The organism is Terrihabitans aquatilis (genome assembly GCF_052542005.1).
In genome coordinates this window covers 690,832-706,285 of record NZ_JBOCUO010000003.1, presented here as the reverse complement: position 1 = coordinate 706,285, position 15,454 = coordinate 690,832, and the positions used below count along the sequence as shown (strand labels likewise).

The following is a 15,454-nucleotide window of genomic DNA, read 5'->3' as shown; positions in this document are numbered from 1 at the left end:
GCTAGACAGCGGACGAACCCGCACACGGTCCCGAGAAGAGATGCCCTCTCCTTTCCCTAACGACGCCGACTTTCTCGCGCGCCTCACCGATCACGGCTATGTCCGCGTCTTCCCGCCGATCCTGCAACCGGCGGGAGTCTTCATCGACGTGCTTGGCGAGGATCTGCGGCGGCGCATGTTCCTGACGGTCGATGCCGACGGCACGGAAATGTGCCTTCGCCCGGATCTGACGATCCCGACCGCGCTGGAGCATATCGGAACCGGACGGCCGAACGCAGAGGCCGCCTATTGCTATCTCGGGCCGGCTTTCCGTCACCGCGAAGCGGGCCATGGCGAATTCCTGCAGGGCGGCATCGAGATTTTCGGCCGTCAGGATCGCGAGGCCGCTGACGCCGAAATATTGTCGCGCGCGGCCGAGGCGATCGACTTCTATGGCATCGACGGTGCTGAGTTGCGGATCGGCGACCGTGCGCTGTTCAACGCCTTCATCGACGCGCTCGATATCCCAGCCGGATGGCAGCGCCGCCTGCTGCGCGACACCAATGGCGACGGCGCGCTGGGCCGCGACGTCGCGGCGCTGACGCCGGCCTCCGGATCGAACGGCGATCACACCGCTTTTCTTGCGGCGCTGGATGGTGCCGATCCGAAGGCGGCGAAGGCCGTCGTCGAGGATCTGCTTGCCATTGCCGGCATCAGCCAGGTGGGTGGGCGCACGGCCGGCGACATCGCCGAACGCTTCCTCGAACAGGCGCGCCTTCGGGCAACGTCCATCCTGCCCACGGTCACACACGAGGCGCTGACGGCTTTTCTTGCCATTCAGGGAGATCCGGTTTCGGCGCTGGGTGATATCCGGGCGCTGATCGTGGACGCCCGGCTTTCCGGCGCGTTGTCGTCCGGAGACGACGAGGCCGCCCCGCTCCGCGCCGCGCTGGATTCCTTCGAGACGCGCACCGAATTGATGCGTCAGGCAGGTCTCGATATCGAAGCCATCCGCTTCTCCACCGCGTTCGGCCGGCAGCTCGACTATTATACCGGTCTGGTGTTCGAATTCCGCGTGCCGTTGCGACCGGAACTCGGCCCGTTGGTCGGCGGCGGCCGCTACGACGACCTGATCCGCCAATTGGGCGCCGAAGCCTCTGCCCCGGCGGTGGGCTGCGCCATCTTTGTCGAACGCATCAAGGAGGCCATGCTGTGAGCAGCGAACCGCTTCTTCTGGCCGTTCCTTCAAAAGGCCGCCTTCAGGAAAACGCCTTCGCTTTCTTCGCCCAGGCCGGCCTGCCCTTCGTGCAGCCACGGGGTGCACGCGATTATCGCGGCACGGTCGCGGGCCTCAACGGCATGGCCGAGGTGCTGTTTCTGTCAGCGTCGGAGATCGCCAAGGAATTGAGCGCCGGCAATGTGCATCTGGGAGTGACGGGTGAGGATCTCATCCGCGAGCAGATCCCCGATGCGGATGCGCGCGTGCTGTTTCTCGCCCCGCTCGGCTTCGGTCCGGCCACTGTCGTCGTCGCCGTTCCGCAGGCCTGGATCGACGTGCGGACGATGGCGGATCTCGACGACATCGCCACCATCTTCCGCAGCCGACAGGGCCGTCCTCTCCGCGTCGCCACGAAGTACATCACGCTGACGCGGGCCTTCTTCGCGCGCCACGGTCTCGGCGATTACCGCATCGTCGAAAGCCTGGGAGCGACCGAGGGTGCACCCGCCTCCGGCACGGCCGACGTGATCGTAGACATCACCACGACCGGTGCGACGCTGACCGCGAACGGGCTCAAAATCCTCGATGATGGCGTGATCCTCAAAAGCCAGGCCAATCTGGTGGCGTCATTGCGTGCGCCGTGGGGCGACACCGCCCGCGAAGCCGGACGCGCCATTCTGGCCCGGCTCGGCGCTGCCGCGCGTGCGCGTGCGGTGCAGGAGGTCAAGGCGCTTCCCGATGGCGATCTGGTTTCGATCGCAGCAGAAGCCGCTGCCCGCTTTGGCACCGTTGCGCCTTACGGCGCGGGCCAAGGCCCTCTCATTCTGCACGCGACGAAGGATGTGATCTTCCCGCTCGCCGACTGGCTCATGAGCCTGGGCGCAGAGACAGTACAGACCACCAATCTGGATGATGTGTTTCAAAGGGGTAATCCCCTCCACGAAAAGCTGATCGGATCTCTTCCCTCCCCCTGAACGACAAAAGGCCCGCTTAAAGCGGGCCTTTTTCTTGCGTCCGGCTGGACCTCAGAGCGGCGGTGCGCGACGGCCGCGATAACCGAAGATAGCTGAGATCAGGAACAGCACGATCGCGACAAAGAAGATGATCTTCGCAATACCGATCGCGGTGCCGGCGATACCGCCAAAACCAAGAACGGCCGCGACCAGAGCGACGATCAGAAAGACGAGTGCCCAATAGAGCATCTGAATTCTCCTTGAAAGCGGATGTTACCGCCGGTTGCCTCTGGAACGGTGTCTCCCGTTCCTTGTCTCATCAACTTTGCTGCATCCAAAATGGTTCCTCTTCGAAGGAATCCGCACATCTACCGGGACAAACAAAAAGGGCGCGACCGAAGTCGCGCCCTTTGTATTTCTGCGGAGAGGCTTTCTTAAAAGTCCATGCCGCCATTGAAGTCGGTTGTTGCCGACTTCAACCATTCCAAGTAATGGGCGGCTTTCATGGACTTTCTTAGAAGTCCATACCGCCCATGCCGCCCATGCCGCCGCCGGGCATGCCGCCCGGCATGCCGCCAGCGCCTTCGCGCTTGGGAGCATCGGCAACCATCGCTTCCGTGGTGATGAGGAGCGAGGCAACCGAAGCCGCGTCCTGGAGAGCCGTGCGGACAACCTTCACCGGGTCGACGATGCCGAACTGGATCATATCGCCATAGGCTTCCTTCTGAGCGTCGAAGCCGTAGGTGGCTGCGTCGTTCTCAAGCACCTTGCCGACAACGATGGAGCCTTCGACACCTGCGTTCTCGACGATCTGGCGGATCGGGGCCTCAAGCGCGCGCTGCACGATCTTGATACCGGCCTGGATGTCGGCGTTGTCGTCGGTGAGACCGTCGATGGCCTTGCGAGCGCGGAGCAGCGCAATGCCGCCGCCGGGCACGATGCCTTCTTCAACCGCGGCGCGGGTCGCATTGAGAGCGTCATCGACGCGATCCTTGCGCTCCTTCACCTCGACCTCGGTCGAGCCGCCGACGCGGATAACGGCAACGCCGCCCGCGAGCTTGGCCAGACGCTCCTGCAGCTTCTCACGGTCGTAGTCCGAGGTGGTCTCCTCGATCTGCGCCTTGATCTGGCCAACACGGCCCTGGATGTCCTCGGACTGGCCGGCGCCGTCGACGATCGTGGTCTTCTCTTTCTCGATCACGACCTTCTTAGCGCGGCCGAGCATCTGGAGCGTCACGTTCTCGAGCTTGATGCCGAGGTCCTCGGAGATCACCTGGCCGCCCGTCAGGATGGCGATGTCCTCGAGCATGGCCTTGCGGCGATCGCCGAAGCCCGGAGCCTTGACGGCCGCGACCTTGAGGCCGCCACGCAGCTTGTTGACGACGAGCGTGGCCAGAGCCTCGCCTTCGACGTCCTCAGCGATGATGATGAGCGGACGCGAGGACTGCACGACAGCCTCGAGAACCGGAAGCATCGCCTGCAGGCCGGACAGCTTCTTCTCGTGGATGAGGATGTAGGGATCCTCGAGGTCGGCGATCATCTTCTCCGCGTTCGTGATGAAGTACGGGGAGAGATAGCCGCGGTCGAACTGCATGCCCTCGACCACTTCGAGCTCGGTCTCGGCGGTCTTGGCTTCCTCGACGGTGATGACACCCTCGTTGCCGACCTTCTGCATCGCATGCGCGATCATGTCGCCGATTTCCTTCTCGCCATTGGCGGAGATGGTGCCGACCTGCGCGACTTCATCGGACGAGTTGATCTTCTTGGCCGAAGCCTTGAGGCTCTCGATGACCGCGGCAACGGCGGTATCGACGCCGCGCTTCAGGTCCATCGGGTTCATGCCGGCGGCAACGAACTTGGCGCCTTCCTTGACGATGGCCTGGGCCAGAACCGTCGCGGTGGTGGTGCCGTCGCCGGCGAGGTCGTTGGTCTTCGAGGCCACTTCGCGCACCATCTGGGCGCCCATGTTCTCGAACTTGTCCTCGAGCTCGATCTCCTTGGCGACGGTCACGCCGTCCTTGGTGATGCGCGGCGCGCCGAACGAGCGGTCGATGACGACGTTGCGGCCCTTCGGACCGAGCGTGACCTTGACGGCGTTGGCGAGGATATCGACGCCACGGAGCATCCGCTCACGGGCATCGGCGGAAAAACGTACGTCTTTCGCGGCCATTGATGTGTTCCTTGTCTGAATTCAGAGATGAAAAGGGGCGGATGCTCAGGCGATGACGCCGAGGATGTCCGATTCCTTCATGATCAGAAGGTCTTCGCCGTCGATCTTGACTTCGGTGCCCGACCATTTGCCGAACAGAACCTTGTCGCCAGCCTTCACGTCGAGCGGGACAAGCTTGCCGGATTCGTCGCGCGCGCCGGAGCCGGCAGCGACGATCTCGCCCTCCTGGGGCTTCTCCTTGGCGGTGTCGGGAATGATGATGCCGCCCTTGGTCTTCTCTTCAGCGGTCAGGCGGCGGACGACCACGCGGTCGTGCAGCGGACGGAAGTTCATGGTGGGTTTTCCTTCAGGTATTCGCCGGGTGGCGAGCCTCGAATTTCGGTGCCGTTAGCACTCACGCGGGGTGAGTGCCAAAGGCGATCGGGAGGTAAGACGAGGCGTGGATTTTGTCAAGGAAACGGGCGCGAACCGCCGGGCATTTTCTTTGCGGCCACACCCCACCATGACGATCCGATACGACGTCAATATGGCGGTGTCGCCGCCCGGTGTACGGCTTATCGCCGTTCGCCCATGGCAGCTGTCAGAAATGACGCCAGATCGTCCGTGACGTGGTCGACATAGGGCCCTTGAAGGCTGTCCTCCGCGTGCATTGCGCGTTCGGGAACGTCCTCATCGGCGGGCACCACGAGAACGGTCGTCATGCCCAAAGCGTGAGGAACCGCGAGGTTGCGCGCCAGATCCTCGAACATGGCCGCGCGCTCCGGCTTCACGCCCAAAAGGCTGACGAAGCGGTCATAGGCGGCACGTTCGGGTTTCGGCACAAAATCGGCCTGCGCCACGTCGAAGATGTCGTGGAAGAGATCGCCAAGCCCGAGCGAGGCCGCGCACCGCTCGGCGTGATTGCGCGAGCCATTCGTCAGCACGTACCGTTTCCCGGGCAGCGCGCCGATCGCCTCGATCAGGGCCGGATTCGGCACCAATCGTTCGTGCGAAACATCGTGCACGAAATCCATGAATTCGTGCGGGTCGACGCCATCGACCTCCATCAGGCCGCGCAGGCTGGTGCCATAGCGGCGGTAATAATCCTTCTGCAGGGCGCGCGCCGACATGCCGTCCATGCCGAAGCGGTCGGCGATGAACATCATCATGCGCTGGTCGATCAGCTCGAACAGACGGCAGGACGGCGGATAAAGCGTGTTGTCGAGGTCGAAGATCCAGGTATCGACGCGTTCGAAACCGCGTCGCTCAGGACGTGTATCTTCGGCCATCGGGCTCACCTCAGCGCGTGACGAGAGTGCCGGCACCGTGATCGGTCAGGAGCTCCAGCAGCACGATGTGCGGCACCTTGCCGTCGAGGATCACCACGCCCTCCACGCCGCGTTCCAGCGCGTCGATGCAGGTTTCGACCTTCGGGATCATGCCGCCCGTAATGGTGCCGTCGGCGATGCGCATGCGGCTTTCATTGATCGTCATCTTGCGGATGAGCGTCTTTTCCTTGTCCAGCACGCCGGGAACGTCCGTAAGGAACAGGAGGCGGCGAGCACGCACCGCGCCGGCGATGGCGCCGGCAAACGTGTCCGCATTGACGTTAAAGGTCTCGCCCCACCGCGAGGCGGCGACGGGCGCCACCACGGGAATGATGTCGGACTGCGAGGCAAGCGTCAGGACGGCCGGATCGACGGCCTCCGGCTCGCCCACGAAACCGAGATCGACATCATCGCCGCCGGTCGGCACGCTTCTGTTGAGAGGCGCATATTTGCGTGCGGTGACCATGTGGCCATCCTTGCCGCTCAGGCCGATGGCGCGGCCCCCGGCCGCGTTGATGGCGGCGACGATGCCCTTGTTGACGAGACCCAGAACCATCTCGACGACTTCCATCGTCTCCTGATCGGTGACGCGGAGACCGTCATGGAAACGGCTCTCGATGTTCAGCCGCTTCAGCATGGAGCCGATCTGCGGACCACCGCCATGGACGACGATGGGATGCAGGCCCGACAGTTTCAGCATCACGATATCACGGGCGAAATCGCGGGCGGCGCTCTCCTCGCCCATGGCGTGGCCGCCGTACTTCACGACGACGGTTGCGTCGTCATAGCGCTGCATGTGCGGCAGCGCCTCAGCCAGGATGCGGGCGCGATCGAGGGGGGAGACGTCGGAGGTCATGCGGCGCAGTTCCGGTGAAGAAGAGATTGGGTTCTTAACGGCTTGAGCAAAGACGCTCAATCCATTGCGCGGCCACGTGGCAATAACGCGGCAATGCCGAGAATGAGCCAGCCCGCCATCATCGACATGCCACCAGTGGGCGCCGCCATCGGGAACAGGCTCTGCCCCACGAAATGGCGCATCACCAGATCGCCGGAGAACAGCATTGTTCCGACCGTAAGAACGACGCCTCCAGCCACGAACGCGCGCCCGGCGCCGGCAAAGCGGCCGAACAGCCCGAGCGCGATCAGGACCGGCGCATGAAACAGCAGCATCTGCGAAGCCGTGCCGAGGAAAGGCGCGGCCATGTGCGTGGAGGCGGCGGCGAGCGCCACGCCCGCAATGCCGAAGAGAGCCGCGACGAGGATGAAAAGACGACTCATTACACCGGCCGCTCCGCAACGAGACGGGCGATGGCCGCTTTCAGCTCGGCCAGCCCTTCCCCCTCCCGGGAAGAGGTGGCGATGATTTCGGGATAGGAGGCGGGACGCCGCGCCAATGCCGCCCTCACCTCGTCCTTGCGAGCCTCGAGCTGTGCCGGCTTCAACTGATCCACCTTGGTCAGCACAACCTGGTAGGACACCGCCGACGTGTCGAGCATATCGAGGATGGGAACATCGGTGTTCTTGATGCCGTGACGGCTGTCGATCAGCACGTAGACCCGCCCAAGCTGGGGACGGCTCCGCAGATAAATGCGGATCAGCCGTGTCCAGGCATGGACCTTGTCTTCCGGGGCCGCGGCGAAGCCGTAACCCGGCATATCGACCAACGTGAGCCGGTCCCCGATGTGGAAGAAGTTCAGCTCCTGCGTCCGCCCGGGCGTATTCGACACCTTGGCGAGAGTCTTGCGTCCCGTCAGCGCGTTGACGAGGCTGGACTTGCCGACATTGGAACGGCCGGCGAAGGCGATTTCGACACCCGCGCTTTCGGGCACCTGATCGAGTTTCACCGCTCCCTTGATGAAGGTGCACTCGCCGGCGAACATCAGCCGGCCGGGCTCCGCGAAAGCATCGGGTGCATCATCCTGGGGCGTGGCGTTGGGAGGCGGGGTCTCGGACATGAGGGCAGATGTGGCCGTAACAGGTGCGCCGTCAACCTGCGAGCGCGCAGGTTCGCCCCTACCATGCCGTCAGCATCTTTCAAATTAACGTTTCGGTAACCATAAAAACTCATGGCGACGCCGGTCGTCGCCATGACGCGCGTTCCAGCAAACGTGTTCATCAACGGTTTGGACGGATTGTGTAAAGTTCCGGACAGATCAGGCGTAGAGTTGCGAGTCGCCCATGAAGACCCAATCGCTCATCGTGCTTGCCGGCCTGCTTTCCCTCAGTGTCCCGGCCGTCGCACAGGATTATTATTACCCCCGCTCGGAGCGCTATTCCGAGCGCTACGTCCGCGAGCCGCGCGTCGAATATGTCGTGCCGCGCTACAGCCGGCGCGAACCTCTGTATGAGGTAGAGCCGAATTACCGGCCGCCCCGTATCTACGCGGTTCCGGATGGGCGTCCCTATGTTCGGGAGCGGCCGCGTTATGTGCGCCCTGTCGAGCCGTCGTCACCACGGGCCACTGCACCCTCGGTTTCCAAACCGATGCGGGCCCAGCCGGCTCCGGAATTCCAGAAGCAGGTGGTCTCCTACAACGGCCGGGAAGCGCCGGGCACGATCGTGATCGATACGTCGAAGCGCTTCCTCTATCTCGTGCAGGACGACGGCACGGCGCTGCGCTACGGCGTGGGCGTCGGCCGGGACGGCTTCTCCTGGACCGGCAGCCACAAGGTGACGGCGAAGAGGGAATGGCCGAGCTGGCATCCGCCGGCGGAAATGCGCAAGCGCCGTCCGGAACTGCCGAAGATGATGGAAGGCGGCCCGGATAATCCCCTGGGCGCACGCGCGCTCTATCTTGGCTCCACACTTTACCGAATCCATGGCTCCAACGAGCCCTGGACGATCGGCCAAGCGGTCTCGTCGGGTTGCTTCCGCATGACTAACGATGATGTCGAAGATTTATATGAGCGCGTGCCGGTGGGCGCCAAAGTCGTCGTCATCTGATCCGGCTCATCGAAAAGCCTACGGAACCCGCCGGCATGCCGGAGGGTTTTTCGTATGTCTTCTCATGATCAAAGCCCCATGAACCTCTCGCTTCACTTCAGCCGGCTGGCCAATTACGTGGCGCAGGCATCCGGCCGCCCGACGACGTTTGCTCTGTGCGGCGCGTTCGTCATCCTGTGGGCGGTGACGGGTCCGTTCTTCGGCTTTTCCGACACTTGGCAGCTCGTCATCAATACGGGCACCACCATCGTCACCTTCCTCATGGTGTTCCTCATTCAGAACACACAGAATCGAGACGGCGCGGCGATTCAGGCCAAGCTCGACGAGCTGATCCGCGCCAGCGCGGCGCAGAACACGTTCGTCGGCATAGAACGCCTGACGGAGGCCGAGGTCGAGGAAATCCGGGTGAAGTGCGAGGAGCGCGCCCGCCGCGAAGACCTCGCGGAAGAGGCTGAGGACGCGGCGGACGAGGCCGAAGAACGGGCTAACCGTAAGGCCGATCTCGCCGCGGAGCGCGCAACAGCCAGCTGACGCTCAGCGCGCGGCTTCGATCTCGCGGCGCAAATCGCGTGCAGCGGCTTGCGGATCGGCCGAACCGCAGATGGCCGAGACCACCGCCACGCCATCGGCCCCCTGCGCGATAAGATCGCCGATTTGACTCTGGGCCAATCCGCCAATCGCAACCACCGGCCGGTCCACCAATTTTCGCACCCGGGCAAAACCATCGATTCCAATAGCCGCGCCGGCATCCGATTTCGTGGAAGTGCCACGGACGGGGCCGATGCCGACGTAATCAACGAATGGAAGATCGTCGCGCGAGGCTTCGAACTCATCCGGCGAGCCGATCGAGAGGCCGAGGATCAGGTCTGGTCCCGCGGCGCGTCGTGCATCCCGCGCGCCCATATCGTCCTGGCCGAGATGCACGCCATCGGCTTCGACCGCGAGCGCAACGTCGACGCGATCATTGATGATGAGCGGGATGCCCCTCCCCTTCAGCAGACCTCGCAGGGCGCGCCCGTCCTCGACGAGTTCGCGAACCGGGAGATCGGGATCGCGCAATTGCACGATGGTGACGCCGCCGGCGAGAGCCTCTTCGACGAGGTCCAGAAGATTGCGGTCGCCGCAGGAGGTGCGGCCCGCCACGAGATAGAGCGACAGATCGAATTTAGGGGTCATGGGGCCGCGATCCTAGGCAGAGCGCAACAGGGCGGCAAGAGACGCTGAACCTTGCGGCGGGGTCGAACGTTCTGAGAGGACAGGTCATCGAGGCGAGGAGGGTGCGCATCATGAACGATAACGACCATCTGCGGGCAGACCAGGACCCCAAAGAGAGCTACGGCGAGAAGAAGCGCGAAGAGAAGAAGCTGGAAAAATCTGTCGAGGACACATTCCCCGCCAGCGACCCGCCCGCCGAGACCCAGCCCGGCAGCGGCATCACGGAATCGGAAGTTATCGATGAAACCAAGATTCGGCGGTGATGCCTTCACACCGGCGTGAGGATGCGAAAAAATACGCATGTGCTGCGCAGGGAGCACACAATCTGCCCGTTTGAAAGTCAGTCTCCCCGTCGGGGGAGAGCAAGTAGGAGGATGAGCGAGTGAGAAAGATCATCACCTGGTGCGTTGCGTCCATCATGGCGGCAAGCGCCTTCGTCGTGCCGGCTTCGGCCCAGATCGCAGGCACCCGCGCACCGGTCGCGGCCGCAGCCCAGGTCTCCACGGATGTCGAACAGGTGCAGCACCGCCGTCATTGGCGGGAAGGTCGTCACTACCGCGGCCATCGCCATTATCGCGGGCATCGCGGCTATTACCGCGGACACCGCGGCTATTATCGTGATCGTGGCTATTATCGTGGCCATCGCTATTACGGCCATCGCCGCCATAACAGCGGCGCGGCGGTTGCAGCGGGCGTGCTCGGCCTCGCCGCCGGTGCAGCCATTGCCAGCTCGGCCAACCGCGGCGGCAGCCATCATTCCTATTGCGCCTCGAAGTATCGTTCCTACGATGCGCGCACGGGCACCTATCTCGGCTATGACGGCCGTCGTCACGCCTGCCGCTAAGAAATTCCATCCCGGATGGACGGAAAGCCCCGCTTCGGCGGGGCTTTTTCGTTCGAATTCAGCCCAGCGGGGTGATGTGGTTATCCCACATGTAGCGGTCGAGATCGCTGCCGGAGACTCGCGAGAGCTGGTGCCCCTCGGCGCGCGCCATTCGTATCCCGGCATTGCCGGAACTGACGATGAAGGTTCCGGCCAATGGGGCCGCGGCCACGCCGCAAACATCCGGCAAAGTGGCCATGCCGAGATAGCGCCCGGTCAGCCTGTCCCAGAACGCAGCCTTGTTTCCGCGTGGACTGGTGGCGGCGATCAGCCGGCCGGACGCGTCGAGCTTCACCGCGCCCGTATAATTGTCGAGGAGGACGATTTCCTCCTCCGGCATCTCCAGCATGCGGGTGCGCCCATCGGACGTAAGGGTGCCGACAAGCGGCTGGATCTCATCGTCCGGGCCTTCGAACTGGCAAGCAAAAACGGCTTCCCCGTCCGGCGCCATTGCGAGATGGCGCACGGACAGGCCGCTGAGATCCCGCCCAAACGTCACCTTGTGGCGCAAATCCCCCGTGCCGGGGTCGCACAACGACAGACTCGGTTCCATCTTGTCGGCATTGAGGACCTCACGGCCGCTTGCCGGATCGGTGCGCGCGCCGCCATTGGCGACAAGAATGAGTTTTCCGCCGGGCATATAAGCCACGTCGTGCGGCCCGATGCCGTGGGTCGGCTGCTCGCCGATGCGCGTGTAGCCAGCCGCAACATCATAGATGCCAAGCACGCCCAGCCCGGCTGCCACATCGTTTTCGGTGGCGTAAAGCAGCCGGCCATCCGTCGAATAAAGCCCATGGCCGTAGAAATGACGGCCCGCCGGGCTGCGGATCAGATGGCGCACTTCCCCCGTGCGGCGATGGACGATGGCCGTCCAGTCACCCGGGCGACGCGCGAAGACGGCGATGTCCGCGTTGAACGGATTCAGTGCGATGTCATGGCCGCGATCGGGCAATCGCGTCTGGAACAACAGGCCGCCTTCGGGCGAAAATACGGCAACGTGCGAGACGCCGTCGCCATCGTCACAGGAAGAGACATAAAGCTGCTCGCTGTCGGCGCGTCCGGGCCCCGCCGCGAACGAGGCCGCAAGTGCCAGCAGAAAGGAGCGCCGGTCGATCTGCATCAATCGCCATCCAGGCTGTTGAAACCCACCATGACGCCCAATGCGGGAGGCACGCTGGCAGCGGTTTCCTCCCCGGCCATGCGGATGGCGTTTCGCAGAAGAAGAAGTTCCCGTCCGCCGTTCACATTGCCGACGAGATCGGACACCGGCGCGCTCAAATGCACCGCTCGATCCTCCGCTTCCCGCAATGCGCGTGTGGCAGGCGCATCCTCACCGACGACCGCTGCCGCGAGATCCGCAGCGGCCTTCAGATTGGCGGCGAGCACGCGGCTCGAAAGCCCGCTTCGCCAGAACTGGGCGGCCTTCGGTTTCGCCTCTTCGAGGCTGGGCCCCAGCGGCACGTCGATCTTGCGGTCACCGATCACGCCGAATGCTGTCACGAGATCGGTGGCGAATCGGGCCGCCATTTCGCGAACGACCACCTCATTGGCGGCATCGAGGCCGGCGGCAAGCGCTTTCCAGGCGTCCGCGACCTCATCGGATATGGCGGCGACATTATCCGCCATGGCACGGCCGGCGGCACATCGCCGGCGCCCCGGTTCATCGCTCGCCGCAAGCCGCGTGCCGGCATTGTCGTCGTGGAGCAACCGTTCGAGCGCCGCCAGCCCCTGAACGGCGACGCTTTTTCCCGGCATCGCCTGGGCGTCGATGCCGTCTTCGGCCAGAAGCCGCGTCAGTGCCCGGTCGACCTCGTTTCGGCGCTCCGGCCAATAGAGAAGGCGTTCATGGCGGAAGCCTTCCGAAACCGGTCCGAACCGGACGAGATCCACAGCCGACCAGGCAAGCGCCGTTTGGGCGAAAGCGTGCTTCAGCGCACCCAGCCCTTCGGCGGATGGGGCGGTGCAAAACATGTCCCAAGCCTGCTTCTGGCCGATAGCCGCATCTCTCAGCACCATGTAACGAGGCGCCACAAAATCGCGCGCCAGACGAATGACGATGGCTTTTTGAGCGTCCGGACGGACCGTGGCGTTTTGCGCCGATGCGGTCGTCGCGCCGAATAGAAAAACCAGAAGGCAAAGAACGGCGCGCATCACAGCCCCTCGACGAACCGGATCAAGCGGACACGCTCGGATTCAGACAATTCCTGCACGCACACTCGGGCCGCCATGGCCTCGCCTCCGTGAAACGCGATCGCCGTGGCGACATCCGGGGCGCGGCCATCGTGCAGCAGGCCCGTTCCGTTTGCGAGCGCAGCGCGGATGTTCCACAGCGGCGCGGTGCGCCATTCGGTCGAGGCGACACCCGGCTCCGTCGCACCACCATCGAGCCCGGGACCGAGATCGTGGAGCAGAAGATCGGTGAAGGCGGCGACATCACCGTTCGCAGACGGCAGTGTCGGCACATGGCACGCGCCGCAGCCCGCAGCAGTGAACAGACCTAAGCCCTCCGGATCCGGCCCGGCCGGCATCGGCGCGGGCACGTTCGCCAGAAAGGCTGCGAGCATCGCAACCAGATCGTCGCGAATCTCAGGCCGACCGCCCTCCCCGCCGGACGGTGCGCCACGGCAGGCTGCGCTCAGGCAATCGCCCCAGGCTGCCGGAAAAGCGATGCTCGACATGCCGATATCGGTCGCGAAGGCCTGTTCCACCTGGTGGTGCAAGGTTGCGCCTGAGGCCTTGAGCCCGAACCGGCCGACGGATATCCGCCCGTCTGCGCCTTTCACCCAGTTCACACGGCCGGAAATGCCGTCGCCGTCACGATCGTCGGGATCGGCTCGCGCGAGGATCGCTTCGTCCGGCACCTCCGCCAATAGCCCCAACCCGCGCAGATCCGGGGCGGCACGCAAGCCCGCGAGGGTGCCCGGTGCGAGAGGGCCGTCCGCAAAATCCGTCAACAAAAGCGCACCGGCTTTCATGGCGACGCGCGCCTCTGGCACGAAGCCCGGCACCGCTGCGCTCTGTATCTGGCTGCCATACAGCGGATCGGGCTGGCCGGCCGCATCGCTGAGCTTCACCACCATGCCCTGATGGGTGAACTTCCCCGCCGCGTCCGATGCGGAGGAGGCACGGCCCAGCCCCTGGTGGCAGGCCGAACAGGCCCGCGCGTTGAACACCGGACCCAGCCCGTCATTCGCCTTGGTGGACGACGGCGCCGGAACCCAGGCGCGCTCGAACAACGCCTTACCGATCGCATTCGTCAGATCGCCCCGTGCTAGCGCACCGAGGGGCAAAGCGACGCTCAGGGCAAAAGCGAGGACAAGCCGCCACCGCATCACGCCACCCGGAACCAGCCCATCATGCCGTTCTCCTGATGCTCCAGAATATGGCAGTGGAACATCCAGTCTCCTGGCGCCGCGACGAAGGCGATCTCGATTCGCTCCCTCGGCTGCAACAACACCGTATCCGCCGTGAAACGCGGCAGGTTTTGCCGGGAGGCCGAGACCACCTCGAACATGTGGCCATGCAGGTGGATGGGATGGGGATGGGGGGTCGCGTTCATCAGCTCGGCCACATAGGTGCGGCCGGACTGGAGCTGCGCGAGAGGTGGCGGAAGCTTGCGGTGATCGCCGGCGGGCCATTGGATCTTGTTGATGGCCCACATGCCCTGCTGGCCGGCGCAGAGATTATCGAGAAGCGCTTTCGCCAGCGGATCGTCCGACGGCAGGCCGGCCACGACGGCCGCGGAGCCACCGCTCGACGCCGTGAAGTGAAATTCCAGCCGCTCGGCGTTCGCCATATCGGGGCTTGGCACATGCGGCGCATAGAGGACGCGCGCCTCGACCGGACGCTCGGGACGATCCGGACCTTCGGCCGTGAAAACGGCGAGCGGCCATGGTTCGGCCGAGAAATAATCCAGCATGCGGAAGGAGTGCCCTGCTTTCGGAACACGCACATGCACGTCGATGCGCATGGCCGGACCCATGCGCCACAGATGCAGAGGAAACGGAGCGATGGCGTTGCCGTCGGTTGCGACGACGAAGGCGTCAGCACCCTCGATGCCGAGATCGATCATCCGCGTCGGGTCGACGCTGAGGATGCGCAGCCGGATGTCGCCGCCGGCCGGTACTTTGGCCGCATAGGCCTCGACACCGTTGACCGTGCGCAGGGTGCCGAAGGTTCCCGCTCGTCCTGCGCCTTCGGGCGTGAAGAACGGCAGCCATTCCCCGGTCTCGCTCAGCCGCCAATCCTTCATGGCCAGCACATGCTCGGCATCGAATGGCGCAGGCTCATCGCCCTCGACGATCAGAAGACCGGCCAGCCCGTGGCCCAATTGCTTGGGCGTGTCGCAATGGGAGTGGAAGAAGAAGGTGCCGGTATCGGGCGGCGTAAAATCGTAATCGTAGCTCTCGCCCGGCTCCACCGGTGGCTGGGTGATGTATTGCACCCCGTCCATTTTGTTGGGCAGGCGGATGCCATGCCAATGGATGGACGTATGCTCGGGCAGACGGTTTTCCAGACGCACGCGCATCCGATCGCCAAGGCGGATGCGGATCGTGTGAAACGGGTCCTCGTTGTAGAGCCACAACGGCGCCTTCGGACCGCCGAGAACGCCGAAGCGCGCCTTGGTCTCGGCCGCCACGAGCTCAATGTCATGGGTGCGGCCGGAAGGCATGGGCGGCGCGGCCGGAAGCGATGGCGCGGCGCGCGCACCGGAAATGCGCCCGGCGAGAGCCAGAGCCCCCACCGCGCACAAGCCCCCTAGCGTTGCACGCCGCGTCAGCATCA

At 64.3% G+C, this 15,454-nt stretch carries 18 protein-coding genes; 6 read left to right on the top strand and 12 right to left on the bottom strand.

The features are described from left to right. Positions 1–40: 40 nt before the first annotated feature. Positions 41–1,195 carry an ATP phosphoribosyltransferase regulatory subunit gene (locus ACQ6S1_RS14335; RefSeq protein ID WP_445041884.1) on the top strand — a complete coding sequence of 385 codons (1,155 nt, stop codon included), beginning with the start codon at positions 41–43 and terminating at the stop codon, positions 1,193–1,195. Then, positions 1,192–2,172 carry an ATP phosphoribosyltransferase gene (hisG, locus tag ACQ6S1_RS14330; protein ID WP_445041883.1) on the top strand — a complete coding sequence of 327 codons (981 nt, stop codon included), beginning with the start codon at positions 1,192–1,194 and terminating at the stop codon, positions 2,170–2,172. The genes ACQ6S1_RS14335 and hisG overlap by 4 nt, the downstream gene beginning before the upstream one ends. A 51-nt stretch (positions 2,173–2,223) precedes the next feature. Here hisG and ACQ6S1_RS14325 read toward each other — a convergent pair whose 3' ends face one another. From ACQ6S1_RS14325 to yihA, 7 genes are all read right to left on the bottom strand, one after another. Then, on the bottom strand, positions 2,224–2,400 hold the full coding sequence (locus tag ACQ6S1_RS14325) for a DUF1328 domain-containing protein (protein ID WP_445041882.1): 177 nt from the start codon (positions 2,398–2,400) through the stop codon (positions 2,224–2,226). A gap of 265 nt (positions 2,401–2,665) precedes the next feature. Then, positions 2,666–4,321, bottom strand: a complete 1,656-nt coding sequence (groL, locus tag ACQ6S1_RS14320; RefSeq protein ID WP_445041881.1) for a chaperonin GroEL — start codon at positions 4,319–4,321, stop codon at positions 2,666–2,668. Between the two features lie 45 nt (positions 4,322–4,366). Next, positions 4,367–4,654: a co-chaperone GroES gene (gene groES / locus ACQ6S1_RS14315; RefSeq protein ID WP_319844996.1), complete on the bottom strand. Its 288-nt coding sequence runs from the start codon at positions 4,652–4,654 to the stop codon at positions 4,367–4,369. 221 nt (positions 4,655–4,875) lie between these two features. Then, positions 4,876–5,589 carry a pyrimidine 5'-nucleotidase gene (locus ACQ6S1_RS14310; RefSeq protein WP_445041880.1) on the bottom strand — a complete coding sequence of 238 codons (714 nt, stop codon included), beginning with the start codon at positions 5,587–5,589 and terminating at the stop codon, positions 4,876–4,878. A gap of 10 nt (positions 5,590–5,599) precedes the next feature. Continuing rightward, positions 5,600–6,484 carry an acetylglutamate kinase gene (argB, locus tag ACQ6S1_RS14305; RefSeq protein WP_445041879.1) on the bottom strand — a complete coding sequence of 295 codons (885 nt, stop codon included), beginning with the start codon at positions 6,482–6,484 and terminating at the stop codon, positions 5,600–5,602. Between the two features lie 56 nt (positions 6,485–6,540). After that, positions 6,541–6,906, bottom strand: coding sequence for a DUF423 domain-containing protein (locus ACQ6S1_RS14300; RefSeq protein ID WP_445041878.1), 366 nt, complete (start codon positions 6,904–6,906; stop codon positions 6,541–6,543). Next, positions 6,906–7,583: a ribosome biogenesis GTP-binding protein YihA/YsxC gene (gene yihA, locus ACQ6S1_RS14295; RefSeq protein ID WP_445041877.1), complete on the bottom strand. Its 678-nt coding sequence runs from the start codon at positions 7,581–7,583 to the stop codon at positions 6,906–6,908. The genes ACQ6S1_RS14300 and yihA overlap by 1 nt, the downstream gene beginning before the upstream one ends. A 223-nt stretch (positions 7,584–7,806) precedes the next feature. Here yihA and ACQ6S1_RS14290 point away from each other — a divergent pair, with 223 nt between their 5' ends. Together ACQ6S1_RS14290 and ACQ6S1_RS14285 are read left to right on the top strand one after the other, a co-directional pair. Then, positions 7,807–8,571 carry a L,D-transpeptidase gene (locus ACQ6S1_RS14290; RefSeq protein WP_445041876.1) on the top strand — a complete coding sequence of 255 codons (765 nt, stop codon included), beginning with the start codon at positions 7,807–7,809 and terminating at the stop codon, positions 8,569–8,571. 78 nt (positions 8,572–8,649) lie between these two features. Then, positions 8,650–9,102: a low affinity iron permease family protein gene (locus ACQ6S1_RS14285; protein WP_445041875.1), complete on the top strand. Its 453-nt coding sequence runs from the start codon at positions 8,650–8,652 to the stop codon at positions 9,100–9,102. A gap of 3 nt (positions 9,103–9,105) precedes the next feature. On the opposite strand, the gene thiE is transcribed toward ACQ6S1_RS14285, so the two are convergent. Further along, positions 9,106–9,747 (bottom strand): thiamine phosphate synthase, encoded by a 642-nt coding sequence (thiE, locus tag ACQ6S1_RS14280; RefSeq protein ID WP_445041874.1) that lies wholly within the window; start codon positions 9,745–9,747, stop codon positions 9,106–9,108. A 110-nt stretch (positions 9,748–9,857) separates the two neighbouring features. On the opposite strand from thiE, the gene ACQ6S1_RS14275 reads away from it, so the two are divergent. Both ACQ6S1_RS14275 and ACQ6S1_RS14270 read left to right on the top strand, forming a co-directional pair. Then, positions 9,858–10,049 (top strand): hypothetical protein, encoded by a 192-nt coding sequence (locus tag ACQ6S1_RS14275; RefSeq protein ID WP_445041873.1) that lies wholly within the window; start codon positions 9,858–9,860, stop codon positions 10,047–10,049. A gap of 119 nt (positions 10,050–10,168) precedes the next feature. Then, on the top strand, positions 10,169–10,630 hold the full coding sequence (locus ACQ6S1_RS14270) for a BA14K family protein (protein WP_445041872.1): 462 nt from the start codon (positions 10,169–10,171) through the stop codon (positions 10,628–10,630). A 58-nt stretch (positions 10,631–10,688) separates the two neighbouring features. On the opposite strand, the gene ACQ6S1_RS14265 is transcribed toward ACQ6S1_RS14270, so the two are convergent. The 4 genes from ACQ6S1_RS14265 to ACQ6S1_RS14250 are packed head-to-tail and all read right to left on the bottom strand — an operon-like array spanning position 10,689 to position 15,452. Beyond that, entirely contained in the window at positions 10,689–11,789 is a 1,101-nt protein-coding gene (locus ACQ6S1_RS14265) for a DUF1513 domain-containing protein (protein ID WP_445041871.1), read from the bottom strand. Continuing rightward, on the bottom strand, positions 11,789–12,820 hold the full coding sequence (locus ACQ6S1_RS14260; protein WP_445041870.1) for an imelysin family protein: 1,032 nt from the start codon (positions 12,818–12,820) through the stop codon (positions 11,789–11,791). Before ACQ6S1_RS14260 ends, ACQ6S1_RS14265 begins: the two co-directional genes overlap by 1 nt. After that, positions 12,820–14,001, bottom strand: coding sequence for a di-heme oxidoredictase family protein (locus ACQ6S1_RS14255; RefSeq protein WP_445041869.1), 1,182 nt, complete (start codon positions 13,999–14,001; stop codon positions 12,820–12,822). The genes ACQ6S1_RS14260 and ACQ6S1_RS14255 overlap by 1 nt, the downstream gene beginning before the upstream one ends. Further along, positions 14,001–15,452: a multicopper oxidase family protein gene (locus ACQ6S1_RS14250; RefSeq protein WP_445041868.1), complete on the bottom strand. Its 1,452-nt coding sequence runs from the start codon at positions 15,450–15,452 to the stop codon at positions 14,001–14,003. Before ACQ6S1_RS14250 ends, ACQ6S1_RS14255 begins: the two co-directional genes overlap by 1 nt. Between the last annotated feature and the right edge of the window lie 2 nt (positions 15,453–15,454).